22 protein-coding genes and 1 rRNA gene are annotated in these 25,356 nt (G+C 61.6%); 15 read left to right on the forward strand and 8 right to left on the reverse strand.

Translation table 11 applies throughout. The features are described 5' to 3' along the window. The 4 genes from rrf to CAF73_RS20690 form a co-directional block, all read left to right on the forward strand. A 5S ribosomal RNA gene (rrf, locus tag CAF73_RS20675) occupies nt 1–97 on the forward strand; the annotation flags it as partial. A 124-nt stretch (nt 98–221) separates the two neighbouring features. Continuing rightward, a complete protein-coding gene (locus CAF73_RS20680) occupies nt 222–677 on the forward strand; it encodes a VOC family protein (RefSeq protein WP_085703668.1) in 456 nt (151 codons plus the stop codon). 79 nt (nt 678–756) lie between these two features. Next, nucleotides 757–2,301 (forward strand): class I SAM-dependent methyltransferase, encoded by a 1,545-nt coding sequence (locus tag CAF73_RS20685; RefSeq protein WP_085703669.1) that lies wholly within the window; start codon nt 757–759, stop codon nt 2,299–2,301. Between the two features lie 129 nt (nt 2,302–2,430). Next, nucleotides 2,431–3,564 (forward strand): diguanylate cyclase, encoded by a 1,134-nt coding sequence (locus CAF73_RS20690; RefSeq protein ID WP_085700411.1) that lies wholly within the window; start codon nt 2,431–2,433, stop codon nt 3,562–3,564. Between the two features lie 22 nt (nt 3,565–3,586). Here CAF73_RS20690 and CAF73_RS20695 read toward each other — a convergent pair whose 3' ends face one another. The 3 genes from CAF73_RS20695 to CAF73_RS20705 all read right to left on the reverse strand — a co-directional run bounded on the left by CAF73_RS20695 (nt 3,587) and on the right by CAF73_RS20705 (nt 7,387). Beyond that, nucleotides 3,587–4,525, reverse strand: a complete 939-nt coding sequence (locus CAF73_RS20695) for an AraC family transcriptional regulator (protein WP_085703670.1) — start codon at nt 4,523–4,525, stop codon at nt 3,587–3,589. Between the two features lie 21 nt (nt 4,526–4,546). Then, nucleotides 4,547–5,380 carry an oxidoreductase gene (locus CAF73_RS20700; protein ID WP_085703671.1) on the reverse strand — a complete coding sequence of 278 codons (834 nt, stop codon included), beginning with the start codon at nt 5,378–5,380 and terminating at the stop codon, nt 4,547–4,549. 147 nt (nt 5,381–5,527) lie between these two features. After that, on the reverse strand, nt 5,528–7,387 hold the full coding sequence (locus CAF73_RS20705) for an ABC transporter ATP-binding protein (protein ID WP_085700408.1): 1,860 nt from the start codon (nt 7,385–7,387) through the stop codon (nt 5,528–5,530). 168 nt (nt 7,388–7,555) lie between these two features. On the opposite strand from CAF73_RS20705, the gene hchA reads away from it, so the two are divergent. From hchA to CAF73_RS20720, 3 genes are all read left to right on the forward strand, one after another. Beyond that, nucleotides 7,556–8,434, forward strand: coding sequence for a glyoxalase III HchA (gene hchA / locus CAF73_RS20710; protein ID WP_085703672.1), 879 nt, complete (start codon nt 7,556–7,558; stop codon nt 8,432–8,434). Further along, on the forward strand, nt 8,431–9,150 hold the full coding sequence (locus CAF73_RS20715) for a PA1136 family autoinducer-binding transcriptional regulator (protein WP_085703673.1): 720 nt from the start codon (nt 8,431–8,433) through the stop codon (nt 9,148–9,150). The genes hchA and CAF73_RS20715 overlap by 4 nt, the downstream gene beginning before the upstream one ends. A 120-nt stretch (nt 9,151–9,270) precedes the next feature. Then, nucleotides 9,271–12,153, forward strand: a complete 2,883-nt coding sequence (locus tag CAF73_RS20720; RefSeq protein ID WP_085703674.1) for a winged helix-turn-helix domain-containing protein — start codon at nt 9,271–9,273, stop codon at nt 12,151–12,153. Here the strand turns inward: CAF73_RS20720 and CAF73_RS20725 are convergent. The 3 genes from CAF73_RS20725 to CAF73_RS20735 all read right to left on the reverse strand — a co-directional run bounded on the left by CAF73_RS20725 (nt 12,140) and on the right by CAF73_RS20735 (nt 15,165). Continuing rightward, the gene (locus tag CAF73_RS20725; RefSeq protein ID WP_085700404.1) at nt 12,140–12,754 is read right to left on the reverse strand and encodes a response regulator transcription factor; all 615 of its coding nucleotides are present in this window, start codon (nt 12,752–12,754) and stop codon (nt 12,140–12,142) included. The genes CAF73_RS20720 and CAF73_RS20725 overlap by 14 nt on opposite strands. Nucleotides 12,755–12,832: 78 nt before the next feature. After that, nucleotides 12,833–13,204 carry a response regulator transcription factor gene (locus CAF73_RS20730; protein ID WP_085700403.1) on the reverse strand — a complete coding sequence of 124 codons (372 nt, stop codon included), beginning with the start codon at nt 13,202–13,204 and terminating at the stop codon, nt 12,833–12,835. After that, nucleotides 13,204–15,165: a PAS domain-containing sensor histidine kinase gene (locus CAF73_RS20735; protein ID WP_085703675.1), complete on the reverse strand. Its 1,962-nt coding sequence runs from the start codon at nt 15,163–15,165 to the stop codon at nt 13,204–13,206. Before CAF73_RS20735 ends, CAF73_RS20730 begins: the two co-directional genes overlap by 1 nt. Before the next feature lie 339 nt (nt 15,166–15,504). On the opposite strand from CAF73_RS20735, the gene CAF73_RS20740 reads away from it, so the two are divergent. After that, nucleotides 15,505–16,470, forward strand: coding sequence for a quinone oxidoreductase (locus tag CAF73_RS20740; protein ID WP_176247752.1), 966 nt, complete (start codon nt 15,505–15,507; stop codon nt 16,468–16,470). On the opposite strand, the gene CAF73_RS20745 is transcribed toward CAF73_RS20740, so the two are convergent. Continuing rightward, nucleotides 16,457–17,686, reverse strand: coding sequence for an MFS transporter (locus tag CAF73_RS20745; protein WP_085703677.1), 1,230 nt, complete (start codon nt 17,684–17,686; stop codon nt 16,457–16,459). The two genes, CAF73_RS20740 and CAF73_RS20745, sit on opposite strands and share 14 nt — an antisense overlap. Before the next feature lie 216 nt (nt 17,687–17,902). On the opposite strand from CAF73_RS20745, the gene CAF73_RS20750 reads away from it, so the two are divergent. The 4 genes from CAF73_RS20750 to CAF73_RS20765 all read left to right on the forward strand — a co-directional run bounded on the left by CAF73_RS20750 (nt 17,903) and on the right by CAF73_RS20765 (nt 21,699). Next, nucleotides 17,903–19,249, forward strand: coding sequence for an epoxide hydrolase family protein (locus CAF73_RS20750; protein WP_085703678.1), 1,347 nt, complete (start codon nt 17,903–17,905; stop codon nt 19,247–19,249). Between the two features lie 71 nt (nt 19,250–19,320). Further along, on the forward strand, nt 19,321–20,364 hold the full coding sequence (locus tag CAF73_RS20755) for an alpha/beta fold hydrolase (protein WP_085703679.1): 1,044 nt from the start codon (nt 19,321–19,323) through the stop codon (nt 20,362–20,364). Between the two features lie 24 nt (nt 20,365–20,388). After that, nucleotides 20,389–20,898 (forward strand): cytochrome P460 family protein, encoded by a 510-nt coding sequence (locus tag CAF73_RS20760; protein WP_085703680.1) that lies wholly within the window; start codon nt 20,389–20,391, stop codon nt 20,896–20,898. A gap of 24 nt (nt 20,899–20,922) precedes the next feature. Continuing rightward, nucleotides 20,923–21,699, forward strand: a complete 777-nt coding sequence (locus CAF73_RS20765; protein ID WP_085703681.1) for an alpha/beta fold hydrolase — start codon at nt 20,923–20,925, stop codon at nt 21,697–21,699. A gap of 46 nt (nt 21,700–21,745) precedes the next feature. On the opposite strand, the gene CAF73_RS20770 is transcribed toward CAF73_RS20765, so the two are convergent. After that, nucleotides 21,746–22,960 carry a CynX/NimT family MFS transporter gene (locus CAF73_RS20770; protein ID WP_085703682.1) on the reverse strand — a complete coding sequence of 405 codons (1,215 nt, stop codon included), beginning with the start codon at nt 22,958–22,960 and terminating at the stop codon, nt 21,746–21,748. 134 nt (nt 22,961–23,094) lie between these two features. On the opposite strand from CAF73_RS20770, the gene CAF73_RS20775 reads away from it, so the two are divergent. The 3 genes from CAF73_RS20775 to CAF73_RS20785 all read left to right on the forward strand — a co-directional run bounded on the left by CAF73_RS20775 (nt 23,095) and on the right by CAF73_RS20785 (nt 25,322). Beyond that, nucleotides 23,095–23,910 carry a helix-turn-helix transcriptional regulator gene (locus CAF73_RS20775; RefSeq protein ID WP_085703683.1) on the forward strand — a complete coding sequence of 272 codons (816 nt, stop codon included), beginning with the start codon at nt 23,095–23,097 and terminating at the stop codon, nt 23,908–23,910. A gap of 134 nt (nt 23,911–24,044) precedes the next feature. Further along, complete coding sequence (locus CAF73_RS20780; RefSeq protein WP_085703684.1) at nt 24,045–24,794, forward strand: creatininase family protein; 750 nt, start codon at nt 24,045–24,047, stop codon at nt 24,792–24,794. Nucleotides 24,795–24,860: 66 nt separating this feature from the next. Further along, on the forward strand, nt 24,861–25,322 hold the full coding sequence (locus CAF73_RS20785) for an aldehyde dehydrogenase family protein (RefSeq protein WP_234204888.1): 462 nt from the start codon (nt 24,861–24,863) through the stop codon (nt 25,320–25,322). Nucleotides 25,323–25,356 lie beyond the last annotated feature (34 nt).

The raw sequence follows: 25,356 nt of genomic DNA on the forward strand, positions 1-25,356 counted from the left end.
TGGAACCACCTGATCCCATCCCGAACTCAGAAGTGAAACGATGCATCGCCGATGGTAGTGTGGGGTTTCCCCATGTAAGAGTAGGTCATCGTCAAGATTAAATTCCGAAACCCCAATTGCGAAAGCAGTTGGGGTTTTGTTTTGCCTGCAGGAAAGTTTTTGCTCGCGTCAGCGAGCACGTTGACGGTTACCATGAGCGTCCGTTTTCCAGGAGGCAGGCAATGCAACTCCAGTTCAGTCACGTCGATGTACTCGTCAATAACCTCGAAGAAGCCTGTGCGTACTACGCTCGGATATTGAAGGCGAGAATCTCCAGGACACTGTTGTGGGAGCGGGGCGGCTTGCATGTGCGATATGCGATTGCGTTGATCGGGCAGGAGCGTTTCATGCTGGTCCAGCCATTGGCCGGGAATCTGCGAAAGCTCCTGGATAGCGCGGGCGAGGGCATGATCTACCGCCACTGCTATTCGACTCCCGACATCGAAAAAGCCTACGACGAACTGGTCGCCGATGGGGTACAGCCAGAAGATGAAAACGGTAACCCGCTGGCTCGCGAACACCTGCAATCGCCGGCAGGGGCACGCATCATCTGGCTGCCCAAACGCTTTGGCCACTTCTCGATTGAAATTCTGGAGGAGGCGACGTTGGAAGCGTTTATCAAGGACGCGTTTGCCTGACGTTTTTCCTCTTGTGATACGCCACGACTACCCCGTATAAGAGCGACTTTCACTTCCGATATAAGAAAAGGGTGCACGCATGAGCAATGCCTGGAACGAAGGATATTTCACGGACGAAGGCTACACCTACGGGTATAGCCGGGAAATCAATCCGGTTTTCCAGCGTTATTGCCTGCTGTTGCGCGGTTTCGCCACGCTGGAAAGCACGGACGGTTACCACTGTGAGCTGGGCTTCGGTCAGGGCGTTTCGATCAACATCCATGCTGCGGGCAATCCGGGCTCCTATGTCGGCACCGACTTTCACCCCGGGCAGGCGTCCCATGCCATCGCTCTGGCCAGAGACTGGGGCAGCGATGCGCGACTGTATGACGATAGCTTCGAGCAATTGCTGGCCCGTCACGACTTACCTCAGTTCGACAGCATCAGCCTGCATGGCATCTGGACCTGGGTCAGTCGAGACAACCACAAGCTGATCGTGGAGTTCGTCCGCCGTCATCTCAAGCCAGGTGGAATGCTCTACGTCAGCTACAACTGTTTCCCGGGCTGGTCGCCTCAGGCACCCTTGCGCCAACTGTTCAGTTTGCACGACCGGTTCGCCAGTCCGGCCTCTGTACGTCCTGATCAACGTATCGACGCTGCGCTGCAGTTTTCCGAAGCGCTGCTGGCTGCAAACCCCAAATATGCCAACTCGGCGCCTGGGCTGGATGCCAAGCTTCAGAGCATTAAAGGCCAGGATCGCCAGTACGTCGCCCATGAGTATTTCAATCGCGACTGGAACTGCATGTATTTCACCGACGTGGTTGATGCCCTGGCGCCCGCCAAGCTCGATTACGCCACGACAGCCGTGCCGTTGGACTCCGTCGACCCGCTCAACCTGAGCGCCGAAGGCATGGACTTTCTGGAAGGTATCGAGCATCCCGTCATGCGTGAGCAGGCGCGTGACTACTTTGTGAATCAGAGTTTCCGGCGGGACCTTTATGTACGCGGCGCCAACAGACTGTCCGCCTCCGAGCACCGCGAGCGTATGCTCAGCACGCGCTTCGTCCTGTTGCAGGTGGCCGAGAGTGTACCGGTCAACGTCACCGGTCCGGCAGGCGCAGCCACTTTGCAGGCAGAAATCTATGGTCCGGTACTCTCTGCACTGGCGGATGACGCTTATGTGCCGAAGACCCTGCGGCATTTGCTGGATCTCGTGCCCTCATTGGGCTATGGCGATGTGGAGCAGGCGCTCAACGTGTTGATCGGCATGGGAGCCGTGGCGCCCTGTCAGAGCGAGGCAGCCGAAAAACTGGTGCAGGCCCGCTGCAATACCCTCAATCTGCAGCTGTGCAAGCGTTCGTTGTATGGCAACAAAATTCAGACTCTGGCGAGTCCAGTGACGGGGGGAGGTGTGACGGTCAGTCGCTTCCAGCAGTTGTTCCTGATATCGATCAAGCAGGGCAAAAAGCACCCGGCTGAATGGGCGCAACTGGCATGGGGCATCATTGGCGGCCAGGGCGAAGGTCTGCTGAAGGATGGCAGGGCCCTGACCACCGCCGAAGAAAATCTTGCCGAGCTGACCGGGCAGGCCCAAGTGTTTGCCGACAGTACGCTGGTCATTCTCAAGGCGTTGCACATCGTTTAGGCACGAGAATTGATGGAGGACAGGCGCCAGAACGAGATTCTGGCGCCTTTGTATCAAAGGCGTCGTCACGGGCGGCGCCGAAATGGGCTTCTGTCGGTTTTATGTAGCAGTCAGGCGTGGGTGGATCGAATGGAGTTATCAGATCTTCGGCGTGAGCACGGTGCTTCGATCGACGAGCAGGTCAACACTGATCGATTGCATCAGTTGTTTCGCCAATCCGTTTCAGCCGTTATCGGCAGCTACCTGGCCGCGCTCATGCTCTGTGGGCTGTGTTGGGATCGTTTTGAACAAGCCTGTATTTTCGTGTGGCTCGGCCTGCTGACGGTGTCCACGTTGTTGCGTATATCGATGTTCGTCGCCTGGTTTCGCAGCGATGAGAGCGAGCGAACACCCAAGCGCTGGGAGCGCAAATACTGGGCAACCCTGGTGCTGTCCGCCGGCATATGGGGCGCAGGTGCGTTGATCATCATGCCGGCCGACGACCTGTTGGCGCAGGCATTGGTCATGCTCTTCACGGTCGGGATGTCGGTCAGCGCGGTGTCCTGTTATTCGGCTTATCGATACATGACGCTGGTCTCCGTGGCTCTGGTGCTGCTGCCGTGTACGTTCTGGCTGCTGTTTCAACCGTCCACGCTTCAAGTGGGCATGGCGCTGGCGGTCCTTGTCTTTGCGTCGTTCGTCGCCCGTGCTACGCGCAAAATGACTGAAGCGCTGGAGGCGGCCTTTCGCCTGACCCGGGAAATGGAGCGCGCGCACAACATCTCCAGGCTCGCCGCACGAACCGACGAACTGACTGGCCTGAACAACCGGCGGGCGTTTTTCGAGCGGGCACAGCAACTGTTCGATGAGTGCCGGCGACGCCAGTCGAACCTGTGTGCCGTCATGCTGGACATGGATCATTTCAAACACATCAATGACACCTACGGCCACCAGGTCGGGGATCGTGTTTTGCAGCAGATGGGGAGCATCATCTGTACATATTTTCGGGACACCGATGTGCATGGTCGATTAGGCGGCGAAGAGTTCGCGATCCTGCTTCCGGATACCTCGATCGAGAAGGCGCTGGAGCTGCTGGAAAACCTGATTGTGACCATGCCCAGGATCATGACCGGCCCGGTTCATCGCATCACCGCCAGCCTGGGCGTTGCTTCGATGCAGAACGAAGACTCGGATCTTCACAGTTTGATGAACAACGCCGACAAAGCCTTGTATCGGGCCAAAGCCCTTGGACGTAATCAGATCGTGGTGGCTGAAACGGTTTAATCAAGCGCGCCCGAGCACGGCGTCAATGCGAAGACACATAAACAGACGGCGACGTCGGTGCAGGCAGCGCATACGTTGCCTTCATCCATTCAATCTCCGCCTGCGGCGTTCGCCCGAAAAAACGTTTGAACTCGCGGCTGAACTGCGAGGCGCTTTCATAGCCGACACTGAACGCCGCCGCTGATGCCGTCATTGCGTGGCGCAACATCAAAAGTCGCGCTTGATGCAGGCGCGTCGACTTCAGGTACTGCATGGGCGAGGCATCCGTCACGCTGCGAAAGTGCAGGTGAAAACTGGGCACGCTCATGCTTGCTTCGCGGGCCAGTTGCTCGACGTCCAGGCGCTCCTGATAGCTGCTGTGGATCTTGCGGATCGCCCGCGTCACCTTGCCGAAGTGTCCCTGTCGATTGAGTGCGGCACGCATCGAACCGCCTTGTTCACCGGTCAGGATGCGGTAATAGATCTCGCGCAACAGCGACGGTCCCAATATCTGCGCCTCACCCGGAGTGCTCATGGCTTGGAGAAAACGCAGCGTCGAAGCGCGCAGGCGGTCGTCCATCGGTGAGGCAAACATGCCCTTGGGTGGCGCGCCGCTCGGACCGTGAACGTCATCCACTTGCTGCATCAACTCGCTGGCCACCTGGAAATCGAGTTGCATATAGATCGCGAGCATTGGCTCGTCTTCAGAGGCATCGGTCTCCATGGTGAAGGGGATCGGAACCGACACCACCAGATAATGCTGAGCGTCATAGACGTAGACGTCATTGCCCAGATACCCGCGCTTCTGCCCCTGACAGAGAATCACGATGCCGGGATCGTACAGCACCGGCGTGCGAGTCAGTGGCCGGTTCGAGCGCAGGAAGCGCACGCCCTCCAGTGCACTGAGGTTGTAGCCCTCCACCGGTGCGAGCGCTTCCATCAGCTGCACCATGCGAGAAATACTTGAGTCGGCCTGTTTCATTGCGTTCTCTCTGTGGGCCGTTCAATGGTCGGTGGAGCGCGTCAGCGTTTCCCATTGATCGATCTCGCTCGCGGCGCGTTTCAGCTCGTCGCGCACCAGGCTTAATGCATCGCTGCCCAGCAACAGATGCGCTGGTGGAGCAGGGCTGGCAATGATCTGCAACATCGCTTGCGCCGCTTTCTGCGGATCCCCGAGCTGCTTGCCGCTTTTGTCTTCGCGCGCCTTGCGCACGGGGTCGAAGCTGGCGTCATAGTCAGCGATGCTGCGGGGTGTACGCTGCATCGAACGACCGGCCCAGTCGGTTCGAAATGAACCCGGCGCGACGGCGGTCACGAAGATATTGAATGGCGCCAGTTCCTTGCTCAGCGTATCGGAGATGCCCTCAAGCGCAAACTTGCTGCCGCAGTAGTACGCAATGCCCGGCATGGTGATCGTGCCGCCCATCGACGTGATATTGAGAATATGGCCCGCCCGCCGCCGGCGAAAGAACGGCACAAACGCCTTGGTCACGGCAACCGCGCCGAACACGTTCACGTCGAACTGGCGGCGCATGTCCTCCAGCGGCGATTCTTCGAAAATGCCTTCGTGGCCGTAGCCGGCGTTGTTGACCAGCACATCGACCGGGCCGTGTGTCGCTTCGACGGTCGCCACGACGCTATCGATCCGGTCGAAGTCCGTGACATCCAGCAGCACGCCGTATGCCTTATCGATGGACAGCGCCTGAAAGGCTTGCAGGTCGGCTTCGTTGCGCACGGTGCCGATGACGCGGTGACCGGCTGCCAGCGCTTCCTTGGCCAGCGACTGGCCGAAGCCGCTGCTGACGCCGGTGATGAAGAGGGTTTTGGTGTCAGGCATGACGTTCTCCGCAAATCAGGTGTGCCGTCATGGTAGCCAGCGATAAATGGTTCACCTATGCCGGTTTGTCTTCGAGCCTTGCCTAATCCTCTCAGCGGCGATCAGCCCCACAGTGGTCATCGCGGGGCTGATCAACGTGACCCGGATTTATGCCTGATCCAGCGTCTCGGCCACGCCCTGATCTTCACCCAGAAACCCGCCGCTCTGATGCTGCCACAGCCGCGCATAGGTGCCGTTTTTAGCCAGCAGTTCAGTGTGAGTGCCTTGCTCGATGATGCGCCCTTCATCCATGACAATCAGTCGATCCATCGCCGCAATCGTCGACAGACGATGGGCGATGGCGATCACGGTCTTGCCTTGCATCATTTCATCGAGACTTTCCTGAATGGCGACTTCGACTTCGGAATCCAGCGCACTGGTGGCCTCGTCAAGTAGAAGGATTGGCGCGTTCTTGAGCATCACCCGTGCAATGGCGATACGTTGGCGCTGGCCACCGGAAAGCTTGATGCCGCGCTCGCCCACCAGCGTGTCGTAGCCGGTGTGGCCCTGACGGTCGCTCAACTGGTTGATGAAACCGTCGGCCTGGGCGTTCGCCGCAGCGCGCTGGATTTGCGCGTCGGTCGCGTCCGGCCGGCCGTAGGCGATGTTGTCGCGAATGGAGCGGTGCAGCAAGGACGTGTCCTGCGTGACCATGCCGATCGCGCTGCGCAGACTGTCCTGCGTCACCTGTGCGATGTTTTGCCCGTCGATGCGAATCTCGCCGCGATCGACGTCATAGAAGCGCAGCAGCAGGTTGATCAGCGTGGACTTGCCGGCACCGGAGCGGCCCACCAGACCGATTTTCTCCCCCGGCTGGATGCTCAGGCTCAAGCCGTCGAGCACCTGGCGTTCGCCGTTGTAGTTGAAGCTCACGTTGTCGAAAGTCACTGCACCGCCGGAAGGCACCAGCACGCCGGCGTCCGGTGCATCCTGCACCTTGGGGCCTCGGGTCAGGGTGCCCATGCCGTCCTGCACGGTGCCGATGTTTTCGAACAGCGACGTCATCTGCCACATGATCCAGTGCGACATGCCATTGATGCGCAACGCCATGGCCGTGATCGCCGCCACGGCGCCGGTACCGACTTCGCCCTGATGCCACAGCCACAAGGCGTAACCGCCGGCACCCATGATCAGCCCGACCACCAGCGCCTGATTGACGATCTCGAACTGGCTGACCAGACGCATCTGGCGAAAACCGGTCTGTTTGAAGTCCTCCATCGCCGCCCGCGCAAAGTGCGCCTCACGTTTGGAATGGGAGAACAGTTTCACCGTGGTGATGTTGGTGTAGGCATCTGAAACCCGCCCCGTCATCGATGACCGCGCATGAGCCTGCTCTTGTCCAACCTGGCCCAGGCGTGGCACGAAATACAGCATCGCCAGCCCGAACAGCACGACCCAGGCAATGAACGGCAGCATGAGTTTCAGGGCGAAACCGCCGGCCAGGGCGATGATCGCGATGAAGTAAACGCCGATGCCGGGGGCGATTTCGATGACGGTGAACAACACCTCGCGCACGGCCAGTGCGGTCTGCATCACTTTGGTCGTGACCCGGCCGGAAAACTCGTCGGAAAAGAACGAAAGACTCTGCCGCAACATCAGTCGATGGAAATCCCAGCGCAGGCGCAGCGGCAGATTGATCGCCAACACCTGATGCTGAACCATCGTGCGCAACGCCACCAGCCCGACGCTAGTCAGCAGCACGATGCCGATGCCCCACAGCACGCGGCTCTCTTGGCCGTTCACATCGCCGCCGGCCTGCCAGCTCGAGAGCAGGTCCACGACCTGGCCCAGAAAGGAAAACAACCAGGCTTCGTAGATCGACACACCGGCACTGAGCAGCGCCAGCGCGAGGATATAACCACGAGCACCGCGGGTGCAGGCCCACAGAAACCGCGCCAGACCGACCGGCGGTGGCGGCGCTTCGTCGGGCGGGAAGGGGTCGAGCCGTTGTTCAAACAGGCGAAGCATTGTGGGTCTCCGAAACGATCAATTGCGGGGATTCTGCCATCTAACGACGCTCTTGAGGGTTTGCAGGTTCCCGGACATGTCCTCGTTGAGGGAAAACCCTCATTGCCGGAATACCGTCGCGTTACTAGCATGAGGGCTCGGCAATCGACCCTTTCGATGGAGAGCACCATGGCTACCACGCAGACTGACGACAAGCGCCCAACCCCCGATCCGGCTGAGGACAACGCTTTTTTCCCCTCGCCGTATTCCCTCAGCCAGTTCACCTCGCCCAAATCCGATCTCAGTGATGCCGAGTACCCTAATCGCTACAAGGGCGGGCGCTGGAAGATCCTGATGATCGGCGCGGACGAACGCTATCTGTTGACCGACAACGGCACCATGTTCTCCACGGGCAATCAACCGGTTGAAACCTTGCTGCCGATGTATCACCTGGACAAGGCCGGTTTTGGCTTTGACGTCGCGACGCTGTCGGGCAATCCGGTCAAGTTCGAATTCTGGGCCATGCCCTCCGAAGACGCCGAAGTGAAAGGCTTCTACGAGCACTATCGCGATCAGTTCAAGCGTCCGCTCAAACTGTCCCAGGTGATCGAAGACGCGCTGGGCGAGGACTCGGATTACATCGGCGTGTTCATCCCTGGCGGGCACGGTGCGCTGATCGGCCTGCCGGAAAGCGAGGACGTGAAAAAGGCCCTGCAATGGGCCGTCGCCAAGGACAAATTCGTCATCACTCTGTGCCACGGCCCGGCGGCGCTGCTGGCGGCCGGCCTCGGTGAAACAAAAGACTCGTGCATCTTCAACGGTTACCGGATTTGCGCGTTTCCCGATGCTCTGGATGCGACAACCCCTGACATCGGTTACATGCCTGGCCACCTGACCTGGAAGTTCGGCGAGCAGTTGCAGGCGCTCGGTGTGGAAATCACTAACCAGGACATTTCCGGGGCCACGCTTCAGGATCGCAAGTTGCTGACCGGTGACAGTCCGCTGGCGGGCAACGCGCTGGGCAAACTGGCGGCCGCCGCGCTCCTGAAAGAGGTCACGTCGGGGTGAGTCCCGGACCTGCCGAAGCACTCTTGCGCGCCGCCCTCGAGATCGAGGTGGCGCCCACGCTGGTGGCAATCCAGAAGGCCGTCCGCGGTTTCGCGGGGTCCTATGGTTACGATCGATTCGTGCTGTTCTCTGCCACCTCGACGGCAGAGGAAGTGGTCGAGCGCATTTACTGGGTGGAGGGCGACTGGTTCGGCGACGACATGGCTGTCGACGCCCAGACCTATGTTCAGCGCTGCCCCGTGACTCGCCATCTGCTGGACACCCGCGAATCCTTCTTCTGGAGCAAAGTGCAGGAGCCGAGCGGTGAACTCTATCGGGTGGTTCGCTTGCCAAGCGGGCCTGGCCTGCATGGCTTGCAGATTCCGGTCTTCGGCCCGCGAGGGCTTGAGGGCGCCATGAGTCTGGGTGGCGAGCAGATCGATGCTTCTGCGCGGATTCGTCTGGTGCTGGGCATGCTCGCTTCGGTGGCGTTTTATTCCGCTCGACGCTTGCTCGAAGCGCCGCTGGACGAGACGTCCGGCAAACTCTCGACCCGCGAGCGCGAAGTGCTGGCGTGGGTCGCTGCCGGTCGCCGGCAGGCGGACATCGCCGCTACGCTCGGCCTCTCCGGACGCACGGTGGAAAATCACCTGCGTTCGGCTCGTCGGCGTCTGGGGGTGGCAACCACTGCTCAGGCCATCAAGATTGCCATTCGCAAGGGTGAAATAAAGGGGTGAGGTTCTCACTCTGCCCGTGCCGCGCTTGAACGGTCGAGCAAAACTCCTATGATGCAAAGGGCCTGCGCTGGCTGCCTGTAACCGGCGCCGCCCCTATGCTTTTTAGAGAGATCGATCCTCGTGGAGTCTTTTCCGGACGCATTGCACGAATCCCTCACGACTGAATTCATGTTCGGTCCGTTCTGCGTCGTACCAGGCAAACGGCTGCTGACCCGCAACGGGAGGGCGGTCGAGATCGGCGGACGTGCTCTGGATCTGCTGATTGCCTTGCTCGAGCAACCGGGGCGCGTGCTGTCCAAGTACGATTTGATCGACAAAGTCTGGCCCGACAGCGTGGTGGCTGAAGGCAGCCTGCGCTTTCATATGACCGGTTTGCGACGGATTCTCGGGGATGGCGAGGAGCAGGCGCGCTACATCGCGACTCAGGTGGGTGTGGGTTATGCCTTCGTCGCGCCGCTGGAAAGAAAACAGACTGCTGTTCAACCGACGCCCATCGTGTCCCGAGCCACCGAGGGCGTCTGCAGTTTGCCGCCCCGGGCCAGACTGATCGGCCGCGAGACCGACCTGCAACTGGTCATCGACCACATGCAGCAACCAAGACTGTTTACCATTGTCGGCCCCGGTGGTGTCGGCAAGACCAGCCTGGCCATCGAAGTGGCGCATCGCATTGCCGCCCAAGGCTACGAGCGCGTCTGCTTCGTCGATCTGGCGCAGGTGGAAGACTGTGCGCTGGTGCCGTCGGCGCTGGCCCGATCACTGGACATTCCGGTGCAGGCGGAGGACCCGATGTTCGTCCTGCTCGCGCATCTGCGTGAGCAGCGGTTGATGCTGGTGATCGACAACTGCGAACACCTGATCGACGCGGTGTCGACGCTCCTGGAACAGATCAGCGATACCGCGCCGGATGTCGGGGTTCTGGCCACCAGCCGCGAACCGCTGCGGGTGCGTGGCGAATACGTGCACTGGCTCAATCCGCTGGAATTTCCCCGTGAGTCGCAACACCTTTCGGTTGAGGAACTGCTGGCATTCCCGGCCATCAAGCTGTTTGTCGAACGCGCGTCGTCGAGCAATGCGGCGCTGTTGCTGGAAGCGGGCGGAGGGCAAATGATTGCGGACATTTGCCAGCGGCTGGAGGGCATGGCATTGCCGATCGAACTGGCGGCGATGCGGGTCGCCAGCCACGGATTGAAGGCCACCCACGCGTTGCTCGGTGAGCGCTTTTCGCTGGGCTGGTCGGGGCGCAGGACGGCGGTGCCGCGCCATCAGACCCTGCGCGCCATGCTCGACTGGAGTTATGACTTGTTGTCGCCGCAAGAGCGTTTGGCGCTGGAGCGGTTTTCGGTCTTTGTCGGGCCGTTTTCCCAGGAAGCCGCCGCTCAGGTGGTGGCCGAGTCGCAACATGGGAGCGCTGCGGCGGCCGCGATCCTTGACGATCTGGTGTGCAAGGGGCTGGTCACGGTCGATCACAGCGATTCGACAGATTCTTATCGATTGCTGGAGATGACGCGCGCCTATGCCCGGGAGAAGTTGACGGCGCGGGGCGACGCCGAGGTCAATGCGCTGGCGTTCCGGCACGCAGCGTTTTACATGGATCTGCTTGGGCATCTGGGGACTTCCCCCGACGAGATCTTCCGTAATTCGACGCGCCTGGCCAGCCAGTTGGGCAATGTTCGCGGTGCGCTGGAATGGAGCTTCGGCCCCCAAGGCGATCCAGGGCTGGCGTTGCCGCTGGCGGCTGCGAGCGCGCCGTTGTTCCTGCATTTTTCATTGCTGGTCGAGTGCCGCACCTGGTGCTCCCGGGCGGTGGAGCTGCTGCAGCTGGGATACTACGGCACGCCCACCGAAATGGAACTGCAAGCCGCGCTCGGGCTTGTGCTGATGTTCACCCGAGGCAACAGTGAAGCCGCCGAAAAAGCCTTGCTTCGCGCCCAAGACATTGCAGTCGCGCTGAATGACTACGGCTCACAATTGCGGCTGCTGGGCCGCTTGCAGATCTTCTACGAGCGCATCGGTGATTTCCCTTCGTCGCTGGCGTGGGCAGAGCAGGCCGCCGTGGTCGGCAACATTCTCAACGAGCCCGCTGCCATCGCGATTGCCTCATCGCTGACCGGCATCTCCCATCATCTGCTCGGCAACCAGCGTCTGGCCCGTGAGGAGCTGGAAAGCTCGCTGCGCAACAGCTTGCCGTCTCATCCCAGCAACACGATTTACTACGGCTTCGATCATCGCAATCGCACGGGGCTGGCGCTGGCGCGTTCACTCTGGCTGCAGGGCTACCCCGATCAGGCCCGGCGCCGGGCCGAGCAGATCGAGGCCGAAGCGTCGGCGCTGCAGCATCCGGTCACTTACTGCATCGCAATGGTCTGGATTCTGTGCATCTATATCTGGACCGGTGATCTGGCGAAGGCAACTGCCAGCCTCGAACGGTTCAGTACCATCGCCGAAACCAACGCACTCGGCCCCTATATTGCCGCCTGCCACGGGTTGCGCGCGGCGATCGCCATCCGCGCCGAAGAGCCGGGGGAGGCAGTTGCCATGCTGGAAGAGAGTCTGGCGCGGTTGCGCGGCATGCGATACGAACTGCTTACCACTTCATTCGAAATTGCACTGGCCGAGGGCCTGATTCTGGGGGGGCAACACGCAAAGGCCCTGACGCTGGTCGAAGGCACCATCGATCACTGCCGTCGAAGCGGCGATGCTTTTGCACTGCCGGAGTTGCTGCGAATCAAGGCCGGTATTCTCAAGGCCATCCACGTCGATGATGACCAGGCCATGCTGGCGGTTCTTGAGGACTCCATAGCGCTGAGCCGCGAGCAGGGCGCGTGGGCGTGGGAGTTGCGGTCATCGATGGATCTGGCGCGGTTCTGGCTTGAGCAGGGTCGACCGGATCAGGCCCGGGAGTTGCTCGGCGCCTGCCGCGAGCAGGCTTCGGAAGGCTTTGACAGCCTCGATCTGCGGCGGCTGGAACGCTTCTGGCAGAGCCTGCCTGCTACGCCGGCGTAATCAGTGCCGCCATTTTCACCAGGTCTGCCAGCGAGCGGGCCTTCATTTTGCGCATCACCTTGCCGCGATGGGCCTTGACGGTGATTTCGCTGATGTTGAGGTCGGCGGCGATCAGTTTGTTCAGCCGTCCGCTGACCACCGAAGCCATGATCTCCTGTTCGCGCGGCGTCAGGGTCTTGTAGGCCTCGAGCAGGGAGCGCAGGTTCTTTTCGCCCTCGAGCGCCACGCGACTGCTTTGCAGCGCATCGGCCATGGCGGTGAGGATCACCTCGTCGTTGAACGGTTTGGTCAGAAACTCCACCGCACCGGCCTTCAACGCCCGCACCGTGCGCGGAATATCGCCGTAGCCGGTGATGAAGATGATCGGCATGTTGTGACGTTCATCGGCAAGGGCGGTCTGCAGGTCCAGGCCGCTCAGGTCGGGCAGGTTGATGTCCAGCACCAGACAACTGGGCACCAGCGTCCGAGGCGCGTCGAGAAACTCCTGCGCGGACTCGAACAGCCGTGGCTGCCATCCGGCGAAACGGATCATCAGCTCCAGCGACTCGCGCACGGAAATGTCGTCATCGACAACGAATACGACGGGCGTGACATCACTCATCGGTATTGCTCCACGAGAAAGGGCCATTGCGTTGTTCGCGTTCAACATGTCGATTCCTTGTTCTGTTCGGCTGCACGCTCAGTCGAGGGGCAGGGCGGCACTCAGGGCCTTGAGCAATTGAGCTTCGCTGAACGGCTTGAACAGGCACTCCACCGCGCCACTGTTCAGCAGCTTTGCCTGTTCGCTGGTGTCGCCGTGAGCCGTGATGAAAATCACCGGAATGCGATAGTCACGGCGCAGCAGTTCCCGTTGCAGATCAGGGCCCGACATGCCGGGCATGGCCACGTCGAGAATCAGGCAATGCGTCAGGTCCAGGTAGGGCGATGACAGAAACGCCTGCGCCGAGGCAAATGCCTGGACGGTAAAGCCGAATTCCTTGATCAGGTCAGGCAGTGATTCACGAACCGATTCGTCGTCATCGACCACCGATACGAGCAAATGCGTACCCATCAATCATTCTCCACGGTGCGATCGGTGAGGTCGCGGTTAGCGGTTTGCGGCAAGTCCGTCGAATTCGGGATGGCAAAGGTAAACGTCGCGCCCGGGCCATCGTTGGCGGTCGCCCAGAGTTTGCCGTCGTGGCGCTCGATGATGGAGCGACTGATGGACAGACCAACGCCCATGCCCGAGCTTTTGGTGGTGTAGAAGGCATTGAAGATGCGCTCGATGTCCTGCGGATCGACGCCGTTGCCGCTGTCCTTCACCGCCAGGTAAACGCTCTCGTCCGGCGCCAGACCGGTGCTGACGATCAATTGCCGGGCCCGCTCGTGGATCGCACTCATGGCCTCGGCGGCATTCATGATCAGGTTGAGGATCACCTGCTGAAGCTGAACCCGGTCCCCCCTGACCAGCGGCAGGGCTTCGGCAAACTCCGGATGCAGCACCACACCATTGCGTTGCAGTTCGCCCAGCAGCATGGCGATGACTTCCCGTGCCGCGTCATTCAGATTGACGTCTTCAATGGTGATGCTTTTCTTCGAGAACAGCGCCCGCAGTCGGTTGATCACATCGGCAGCACGATTGCCATCGCGAATGGTGCGGCGCGCGGTTTCCCTGGCGCCATCGACGTTCGGCGGGTCGGCACCGAGCATGCGCAGGCAGGTGCTGGCGTTGGTGATGATGCCGGCCAGCGGTTGATTGACCTCGTGGGCAATCGACGCCGTCACCGCGCCGAGGCTGGCGACTCTGGCCAGGTGCGTCAGTTCCGAGCGCGCCTTGCTCAAGACCTCTTCGGCAAGCCGGCGCTGGGTGATGTCCTGCAGCGCGGCGATGTATTCGAAACCGTCCGGTGCGTGGGGGATCGAGTGCGCCACCAGCCGCACGTATTTCACCGTACCGTCGGGCATCAGCAGCCGGTGCTCATGTTCGAAGTCACGCCCCTTGCGGCGCTGGCGCTTGATCATTTCCCGATGGCTGGAAATGTCGTCCGGGTGCACGCGGCGATAGATCGCATCGAAGCCGGGCGGGGTGTCCGGGTCCAGTTCAAGGATGCGGTAGACCTCGTCCGACCAGGTGATCTCGTCGGTGCTCACCCGCCAGGAAAACGTACCGGTGGCGCTCAGGCGCTGGGCCTTGGCCAGAAAGACTTCCGCCCGTTTGCGGTCTTCGATGTCGGTGTTCTCGCCGTACCAGCGCACGACCTGCCCGGTGTCATCGCGCTGTGGCACGGCGCGGATCAGAAACCAGCGGTAAATCCCGTCGAAGCGCTTCAGGCGGGCCTCGTACTCACCGGCGTTGCCCGATTGCAGAATCGTTTGCCAGTAAACCGCCAGCCCCGGCGCATCGTCCGGGTGGATGGACGCCGTCCAGCCATGGCCGCAAGCCTGTTCGAGGGACATGCCGGTGTAGTCGCACCAGCGTTGATTGACGAAACCGACGCTGCCTTCAGGCGAAGCGCTCCAGACAAAACCGGGAACGGCATCGATGATCCCGCGCAGACGTTCTTCCGAAGCGCTGACTTCGGCGAGGGCACTGGCGATCAAGATCTTGTCCCGCCGGCGTTCATCGATATCGACCTGCAGCACACACCAGCGCGTAATGGCACCTTCGCTGTCTCTGATCGGCAGGCCGCGCACATGGAACCAGCGATAGACACCGTCGGCGCGACGGATGCGATGCTCGTTCTCATAGGGTGTGCCGGTGCCGACTGAATGCATCCACGCGGCGATGACCGAGGGCAGGTCGTCCGGGTGCACGGTTTCGCTGGTCTGCCATTTTTTCAGTTCGTGGAGCGGGGCGCCGATGTAGTCCATGATTTGCCGGTTGACCTGTTCCAGCTCACCGGAAGGCGTCATGAAGGCGACCATGGCCGGGATGCTGTCGATGATGGCTTCGACCCCCGGCGCTGGCATGACCGCGTCATCCGCGCGGCCTGAAGCGTCCTCGATGACGCGCTCCTGCTCGTTCGTCATACCGATTCTCGTTGTGTGCAGTCACCGTTGAACAAAGATGCGCCTTCGGATGGCGCGCGCCCATCATACTTTGGTGTCGCCCGTCGCGAATATCGGCCGCCATCGCACGCTGCGACGGACATCACAGTGGCACTTTTGTAAGCCACTGTATCTACGGCCCCTCGAGCCATACAAACATGCAAATCAGCCTGTTCGAGAAACCGCGAGGATACATCCGCCGCGCAGTCTTGGCCCTGGTTTCAACGTCCTCCGACGATTGAATGAAAACGATGTGACGTCCGCACTCCTGCCACCGCAAAGGCAGCAGGACAGGCCGTCCCTTTGACAGGGCAGAACATTATGAAAGCAGTGGTAATCGAGGCCTTCGGCGGGCCTGAAGTCTTGATGGTGAAAGACATTCAACTGGCAGAACCGGGGCCCGGACAGGTCCTGGTCAAGGTCATGGCGGCGGGTATCAATTTCATGGACACCGGTGCCCGACGCGGGCTCGGCGCTGCCTGGGAACTGCCGCTGACACTGGGCGCAGAAGGCGCCGGCATCGTTCTGGCCACCGGCCCGCAGGTGACGGAGTTCAGTGTCGGTGACCGCGTGGCCTGGCATTACGTGCCGGGCAGCTACGCTGAACAGGTGATCGCCCCGGTCAGCCAGTTGGTGCCGTTGCCGGACGAGATCGACTTCACCACCGCCGCCAGCCTGATGATGCAAGGCCTGACCGCCAGCAATCTGGTGGACAAGGTGCATGCGATCCAGCCGGGCGACGTAGCCTTCGTGCATGCGGCGGCCGGGGGCGTGGGGTTGATGCTGACCCAACTGATCAAACTGCTGGGCGGCAAGGTCATAGGCCGGGTTTCTCATGCCGACAAGGTCGAGGCGGTACTCGCGGCGGGGGCGGACTATGTGGTGATCGGGCGGGCGCAAAACATTGCCGGACAGGTCCTGCGCCTGACCGACGGCCAGCGGGTGAATGTGGTGTACGACGGCACGGGCGCGGAAGGTTTCGCCGACTCGCTGGAGATGTTGGACTACTTCGGCACACTGGCCTTGTACGGACCGTTCATGAACCCGACACCGCCGATCGATATCTTCAGCATGCCGCGCAGCATCAAGCTGACGTATCCCTCGGTCATGCACTACGTGCGCAACCGCGAGGTGCTGCTGGAAAAATCCCGGCAACTGTTCGCGTGGGTCAGTGCCGGCAAACTGAAAGCCGTGATCGGCAAGCGTTATTCACTGGATGATGCGCAACAGGCCCATCGCGATATCGAGTCGCGCAACACGACGGGCAAGTTGATCATCGTTCCCTAGTGCCACGCCGGATCAGCAGGACCGCCAACACCTGGCTAGCGGCGAAAAACATGAACAGGTGTTGTGCGGTCCATCCGGCATCCAGCAGAAACCCGGCGACCACCGGCGAAATGATCGCCCCCAGACGCCCCATCGCCAGCACCACACCGACGCCGGTCGTGCGAACCGACGTGCAGAACGCTTGAGGGGCCAGGACAAACAGAGCCGCGACTGCACCATTGAGCATCAGCCCCAGCGTGACCGCCACGAGTGCCGCCAGACCGGGGACGTGCGAGGCCGGCACCATCAGCGGCAGCAGTGCTGCGTCAAGCAGCAGAAAACCCGACAACAAACGTCGGCAGCCGAAACGATTGGCTGCCAGACCCAGAAACAGGGCGCCGAGCATGCCACCCAGCGCCAACAGCATCCCGATCCGGGCGCCTTGCTGGTCGGTAAAGCCATTGTCGACCAACAGGGCCGGCGTCCAGCTCATCACGAAGTAAAAGCAGAACATCAACAGAAAGAGTGCCAGTGCCAGCGACAGAGTCTGTTGCCACTGACCGGGTGAAAACGGCTGGCTGACGTCGTCAGGCGATAGAGGAGGAATTGGCGCGCGGTGTTCAAGTGCCAGAAATGACGGCGACTCTCGCAGCCAAAAGACACCGGCCAACGCCGCCGCCAGCGTGATGCAGCCCCCGGCGAGAAAGACATACCGCCAGCCCATCAAGTCATTCAGTCCATGCGCCAGCACACCGCCCAGACTGGCGCCCATGGCGAAGGCGAGAGATTGCAACGCGACGGCCAGATTGCGCCGCTGCGGGCTGGCGTGTTCGAACGTCAGCACGTTCGCGCCGACCAGCACCGCCCCAGTGCCGATGCCGGTCAGCAGACGCAGGAACATCAGCACGTGATGATCCGGACTCCAGAACGACAGCAACATACCCAGGCCACTGAGCAGCAGGCCGGCAAGCAATAAAGGTCTGCGCCCGAAGCGGTCGGCCCTGGGCGCAGCCAGCAACGAACCGAGCGCCATCCCGACCAGGCTTGCGCTCAACAACAGGCCCAGTTGCGCGCCGTTCAACGCCCACTCCGCCGCAACCCGGCTGGCGGTGAAGGCCATGGCCATCACGTCGAGTCCGTCGATCACGTTGAACAGCATGCACAGCCCGATCACCCACCATTGCGAAGTGGTCGATGGCGTAGTGCTCAGGCGTTCGAGCGCTGTTTCCCCACGCATCCGCAATCCTTGTTCCGCTCTGTCATTCAAATGGGCCGTTTCCCCGCCGCATTCTGCCCGTTAACCGCTGCTGAATTCGAGCGCGATTTTGCGCGCCAGGCCAGCGCGTCATACCAAGGTATCGACCGACACCATCGTGTAATCGTCCCGATGCCAGCGCGGTGGTCTGATCCGATTGGCGATGCCTTTCGAATAATGACTACAAGGAGATCCATCATGGTTGCGGTTCTGTCCGGTCTCACCTGGCGCCATTGCCTGGCGTCATCCATCAGGGGCGGCGCGCTCGGCCTTGCCGTACTCGCTGGCAGCAGCGGCGCCTGGGCCACGACGCCGGCCGCGGATTCATCGCAAGCCATTCGCCCGTACACCGTGCATGTCGACGAAGCGAAGTTGAGCGACTTGCGCAAACGCATTGCCGACACCCGCTGGCCGGACAAGGAAACGGTCAACGACGTGTCCCAGGGTGTGCAACTGGCGCAGGTCCAGGCACTGGTCAAGTACTGGGGCAATGGCTATGACTGGCGCAAGGCCGAAGCGAAGCTCAACGCCTTGCCGGAATTCGTGACCACCATCGACGGCGTCGATATCCAGTTCATTCATGTGCGCTCGCGCAATCCCAATGCGATGCCGCTGATCCTCACCCACGGCTGGCCGGGTTCGCAGTTCGAGTTCCTCAAGACCATCGGTCCGCTGACCGATCCCGTGGCCTACGGTGGCAAGGTCGAGGACTCGTTCGATGTGGTGATCCCGTCGATTCCCGGCCATGGTTTTTCCGGCAAGCCGACCGAACTCGGCTGGGGGCCTGACCGGGTGGCGAAGGCCTGGGATGTGTTGATGCAACGTCTGGGCTACAGCCATTACGTGTCCCAGGGTGGCGATCATGGTTCGGTGATTTCCGATGCGCTGGGCCGCCTGGCGCCGCCCGGCTTGCTGGGCATCCACCTGAACATGCCGGCCACCGTGCCGCCGGAACTGGTCAAACCGATCAACAGCGGTGATCCGGCTCCAGCGGGACTGACCGCACCGGAGGTCACGGCCTTCAATTCGCTCAGCCAGTTCTTCGGCCGCAACGCCGCTTACGGCGCAATGATGGTGACCCGGCCGCAGACCATCGGCTATCTGCTGGCCGACTCGCCCGCCGGCACGGCAGCGTGGATGTATGAAAAATTCGCCGCGTGGACCGACAGCGACGGTCAGCCCGAGAAGGTCCTGAGCCGCGATGAAATGCTCGATGACATCAGCCTGTACTGGCTGACCGACAGCGGGGCGTCGTCCTCCCGTTTCTACTGGGAGAACAACAACAATAACTTCAGCGCCGCCGCGCAGAAGACCGCGGACATCAAGGTGCCGGTGGCGATCACCGTATTCCCCCACGAAATCTACCGTGCGCCGAAAGTCTGGTCGCAGCGCGCCTATCCCTCGCTGGCCTACTTCAGCGAAGTCAGCAAGGGCGGGCACTTCGCGGCATGGGAACAACCGCAACTGTTCAGCGAAGAACTGCGCGAAGCCTTCCGGCCACTGCGTGCGGCTGCGCAGAAAACCGCTGCGCAGGCAGCGCGCTAACCCTTCAATCCGCAAGCCCTTCAAACCAAAGAACGGAACCGCCGCCCGGCGGTTCACGAGGGAGACTCGGCATGACTGACTCTAATGCTCTAACCCCATCCCGGCGCTTGCTCACCGTTTCGATGCTGGCGCTTGCGCTGGGCATTGCCTCGGCATACGCCAGCGCCACCGAAGTGCCCGCCGGCAAGATCGACGCCATTACCGCCGGCACCAACGTATCCTTCGGCGCGCTGAAACACGTCAAGGCCGGATTGCTGGACGTGTCCTACGCCGAAGTCGGGCCCGCCGACGGTCCGGTGGTCATCCTGCTGCACGGCTGGCCATACGATATTCACAGCTACACCGACGTGGCACCGGCACTGGCGCAGAAGGGTTATCGGGTGCTGATTCCTTACGCGCGCGGCTATGGAGACACACGTTTCCTGTCTGCCAAAACCGTGCGCAACGGTCAGCCGGCGGCGCTGGCGAAGGATCTGATCGACTTCATGGACGCACTGAAGATCAAGCAGGCCGTGCTCGGCGGTTATGACTGGGGCGCGCGCACCGCCGACATCGTCGCCGCGCTCTGGCCCGAACGGGTGAAAGCGCTGGTGGCGGTGAGCGGTTACCTGATCGGCAGCCAGGACGCCGGCAAGACGCCGCTGCCGCCGGCGGCGGAGTTGCAGTGGTGGTATCAGTTCTACTTTGCGACCGAGCGCGGCCGCCTGGGCTACGAAAAAAACACCCATGACTTCGCCAGACTGATCTGGCAGCTGGCCTCGCCGAAATGGAACTTCGACGACGCCACCTACGACCGCAGTGCCGCCGCGTTGCAGAATCCGGATCACGTCGCCGTGTCGATCTTCAACTATCGCTGGCGCCTGGGGCTGATCAAAGGGGAGGCGCAATACGATCCGCTGGAGAAAAAACTGGCGGCATTCCCCTCGATCGGCGTGCCGACCATCACCCTCGAAGGCGACGCCAATGGCGCGCCGCACCCACCGGCCGAGGCCTACGCCAAACGCTTCACTGGCAAGTACGAATACCGGCTGATCAGCGGCGGCATCGGCCACAACCTGCCACAAGAAGCGCCGCAGGCGTTCGCTCAGGCGGTGATCGATGCCGATCATCTCTGATCGCTGGCTAAAGGGGATCCGACGATGAAACTCAACCATTGGGCCGTGCTGCCAGCGGCCATTGCGCTCGCGGCACTGGCGGCTGCCGGTGTCGCTTTGGGCCAGGCCGATGACGGCGAAGCGTCGCCGATCTACGGCGTGAAGCTGCCGAAAAACTACCGCCAGTGGGCACTGATTGCTCCGGCACAGGAAGCCGCGCCGCTGAATGAACTGCGCGCGGTACTGGGCAATGACCGGGCGATCAAGGCTTACCAGGGCAAGACGCTGCCGTTTCCCGAGGGCACGGTGCTGGTGAAGCTGGCGTGGAAGCACGTGCAGTCGCCGGAATTCGAGCCAGCCTCGATTCCGGGGGCGGCCACCACCGTTCAGGTGATGGTCAAGGACTCGCGCCAATACGCCTCGACCGGTGGCTGGGGATTCGGCCGGTTCATCAACGGCAAACCCGCCGATGAAGCCCAGCACCAGACCTGCTTTGCCTGCCATCAGGCGCGGGTGCAGAACCACGATTTTGTCTTCACCCGATACGCCCCCTGAATCTGTCATACGAGGAACATCCACATGAAAAAAACACTGACTGCACTCAGCATCGCTGCCGGCCTGTGCCTGGGCGCCAATGCCTTCGCCCAAACCGCCAAACCCACGGTCGTGCTGGTGCACGGTGCGTTTGCCGACGCGTCGAGCTGGAATGGCGTGGCGAAAATTCTCGAGAAGGACGGCTACACGGTGATCGCCGCCGCCAATCCGTTGCGCGGCGTCAAGAGCGATGGCGCAGCGGTATCGGCATTGCTGAGCAGCATCCAGTCGCCGGTGGTGCTGGTTGGTCACTCCTATGGCGGCAACGTCATCAGTGAGGCAGCCAACGATCATGCCAATGTCAAAGCACTGGTGTACGTCAGCGCCTTCGCCCCCGAAACGGGTGAGACCGTCGCAGGACTCGCCGGCAAGTTTCCCGGCAGCACCCTCGGGCCAACGCTGGCGCCACCCGTTGCGCTGGCCGATGGCGGCAAGGACTTGTACATCCAGCAGAGCAAATTCCACGACCAGTTCGCCGCCGACGTGCCGGCTGCACAAGCGGCCCTGATGGCCGCGACCCAACGCCCGGTGACCGAAGCGGCGCTGAACGAACAGGCCGGAACGCCGGCCTGGAAGCATATTCCGTCGTGGTACATCTACGGCGACAAGGACAAGAACATCCCGCCCCAGGCGATGGCGTTCATGGCCAAGCGTGCAGATGCCAGGGCGGTCGAGGTGGTGAAGGGCGGCTCTCACGTGGTGATGGTGTCGAACCCGGCGCCAGTGGCCCGATTGATTGAAAAAGCCGCGGCGGCCAACTGAAACCCTGCGACGTGCCGAGGCGCGTCGCAGGTCTGTCACTTCGCGCTCAGGCAGCGGACACCTGCGGCGATCTTGCCGGTGCCAGTCTGAGCAGCGGGGTGATGCCGAGCATCAACAGCAGTACCGCGAACAGCAAGGTGTACGCCGGGCCATAGTGCCCGGCGTATCCGCGCAGGGCACCGAACAACAGCGGCCCGAGCGCGGCAATCAGGTAACCGATGAACAACATGAACACCGTCCACAATCCGGCCTGTTCGCTGGTGCTGGCGTGATCCAGCGGCAAGGTCATGGCCACGGTGAAACCCATGCCCAACCCGATGGCCGCGAGCACCACGTACAGCATCGGCCAGTACGCCGGCAGGAACGCCATGCCGCCCACCCCGAGCAGGGCCAGCAACGCCGACAACCCGAGCAAACCGCGCCGGTCGTGGGCCTTGCCCGGAATCAGTCCCGCACCCACGCTGGCGACGGCGAACACCGCCGTAAAAATGCCCAGCAGGATGCCAGGGGAAATACTCGACGTGGCCGCTTCCACCGAGGCAGGCGCCATCCAGGCGAAGAGGGCGTAGACCACGAATTGACCGGCACCGAAGTTCAACGCGATCAGCCACGCCTGCAGCTTGCCCCATGGCAGGCGTTTGCTCGGGTTCGACGGCGATTTCACCGCTGGCGCCGGTGTCGCAAAACGCCGTGCCATCCACACCCAACTGACGATGGCGGTGAGGCACAGCACGCTCCAGACTCCGGCGCTGACCCGCCAGTCCTGCGCCAGCTCGGCAATCGGCGCACTGAGCACCGCCGCGAGGGTCGCGCCCAGACTCAGGCCGCCGGCATAAATGCCCATGAACAGCGCCGGCCGTTGCGCAAAGTGGGTCTTGATCCACGCACCGGTCATTGCGCCGGCGACGGCAATACCGATGCTGGCGAAGAACGTACTGCCGAGCAGGAACAATGCGTTTGGCGAGATCGCCCGCAGCAAGGTGGAAGCGCCCAACAGTGCCAGCGCGACGACGACACTGCGATCAATCCCGAAACGTCGGGCCAGGCTCGGAACCAGCAACGCGAACACGCCCATGCACACGTCGGGAATCGAGGTCAGCAGCGCGGCCTGGGTGTAGCTCAACTGGAAGTGCTGCTGGATCAACAGCAGAATCGGGCCCACCGAGATGATCGGCGGACGCAGGGCGATGGACAGGATCAGCAGGCCGATCACCGCCGTGACGCTCTGCTGGTGGCCGGAGAGATTGCGGGTGATTGCCATGGGAAAGGCCTCATTGATGAACAATGAGCGCAAGGCTAACAATGGGCCGGCCATGGCAAATGCCAGGATTTGTCGCCAAAGTGACAATCGCCGCTTTACCACGATCAACGTCTGTTTTCAGGAGAAAACACTCGATGAAACAAGAGGTGCGCAAGGTCGTCGCAAAGCGAGAATCCGCGCCGCGCAGCGAACGTTATCCCGACTATCAGGATGTGCCGCGCGTAATGACCGTGCTGGTGCGCGATCAGGCCACCGGCGAGTACAACGAACCGCATGTACATCGACACGGGCAGTTGCTGTATGCCTCGAACGGCGTGATGCGGGTAGCCACCGAACGAGGGTTGTGGATCCTGCCGCCGAAGCGGGCGCTGTGGATTCCGCCCGGAATGATCCACGATCAGTTGATGCTGAGCGCCGTCAAAATGCGCTCGATCTACATCGACCCGCAGGTCTGCGCCGGGCTGGGCCCTCACTGCAAAGTGCTGGAGATCCCCGGACTGCTGCGCGAGTTGATTCTGGCCCTGGCCGAGCAGCCGATCGAGTATCCGCAGGAGGGGCGCAACGCGCACATCGTGGCGCTGATAATCAATGAGTTGCAGGCGGCGCGGACGTTGCCGATCGAAGTGCCGTGGCCGCTCGACCGGCGACTGGTCACGGTCTGCGAGGCGATTCTGCAGGACCCCGGACAAGACCATTCGATCGGCTATTGGGCAGACCGGGTCGGCGCCAGTTCGCGCACGCTGATTCGCTTGTTCGTCAATGAGACAGGCCTGAATTTTCGCCACTGGCTGCAGCAGGTGCGGCTGGCGACCGCCATCGACCGGCTCGACAAGGGGCAGTCCGTCGGGCTGATTGCCCGGGATCTGGGCTACGCCAGCCAGAGTGCATTCAGCGCAATGTTCAGACGGGTGATGGGCGAATCGCCCCGCGAATTTCTCGTCCGCGATTAGGGTGTTTTTACGATTCCGATACCTTCGTATTCTGTCGTTGAAGGGAGGCGGGTGGTATCAATGACGCTGCTGTTGCAGGTGCATTGAACACCCAGCCTCGTTCCGCGAGGAACCTTCGAAGAGTGAGAATCCTGATGCTTTTATACCTATCGACCTGGTCCGAAATAGCGCAATTTCTCGAACGCAGCCGCACCATCGTCATCCCGATCGGTTCCAACGAACAGCACGGGCCGACCGGCCTGCTGGGCACCGACTGGATGTGCCCGGAAATCATCGCCCATGAAGCGCAGAAGAACACCGACCTCCTGATCGCCCCGACTTTCAACATCGGCATGGCGCAGCATCACCTCGGTTTCCCCGGCACCATTTCGCTCAGGCCTTCGACCTTCATCGCTGCTATCGCCGACTGGACTCGTTCGCTGGCCGCCCACGGCTTTGAAAAGATCTTTTTCCTCAATGGCCACGGCGGCAACATCGCGTCAATCGAAGCCGCGTTTTCGGAGCTGTACGCTGAAGCGAGTTTCGCCCGCCGCAAAGCCGGGTTCGCCCTGAAGCTGTGCAACTGGTGGGACCTGGAAGGAGTTAACGAGCTGGCCCGTGAGCAGTTCCCGACCGGCCACGGCATTCATGCCACGCCTTCGGAAATCGCCGTGACCCAGTGGGCATACCCCGATTCCATCAAGTCGGCGGACTATTCGCCGCAGATCGCCAATTGGGGACCGATCCGTGAGGCGGCGGATTTTCGCGCCCGTCACCCGGACGGCCGAATGGGCTCGGACCCGGCGCAGGCTTCGCCGGAAAAGGGCCGGCAACTGGTGGAAATGGCCGCTCGCGGCCTGGTGCAGGAGGTGCAAGCCTTCAGCCGTGAATCATTACCCGACTGAGCCGTCGCCCTGACCAGCGCCCGGATTTTCCGGGCGTTGCTGTTTCAACCCTTTGGGAATATCGACATGTGGACTATCAAGCACAGCTACATCGATGGCGTGTTCGTGCCCGTTCAGGGCCGCGAAACGATCGAATGCATCAACCCGGCAACGGAATCTGTCATCGGCACCGTCACCCTGGCCAACCGAGACGACGCCAGGCAAGCCATCGCCGCCGCCCAGCGTGCGCAAAACACGATGGGGCGTACCTCCAAAGCCGAGCGTATCGACATGCTCAAGCGCCTTCAGGCGGCGGTACTGGAGAGCACCGACGAAATACGCGACACCGCCATCGAGAAATACGGCGCACCGTTGGCCCGTGCGCAATGGGTCAGCCAGTACGCGTCGCAGTCCTTCGCCAACGCAGCGCAGGTGCTGGAGAACTACGAGCTGGTCCGGTCTGTGGGGCATGCAGGGGTGATCATGGAGCCGGTCGGGGTGTCGGGGCTGGAAGCGTTTCTTGAAGCGAAAAGCATCGTAGAGGACTGACAACGGCAGCAGGGCCAGCAGGATCAATCCTGCC

It is taken from the genome of Pseudomonas sp. B15(2017) (assembly GCF_002113215.1).
In the GTDB taxonomy this organism is placed as follows: Bacteria; Pseudomonadota; Gammaproteobacteria; order Pseudomonadales; family Pseudomonadaceae; genus Aquipseudomonas.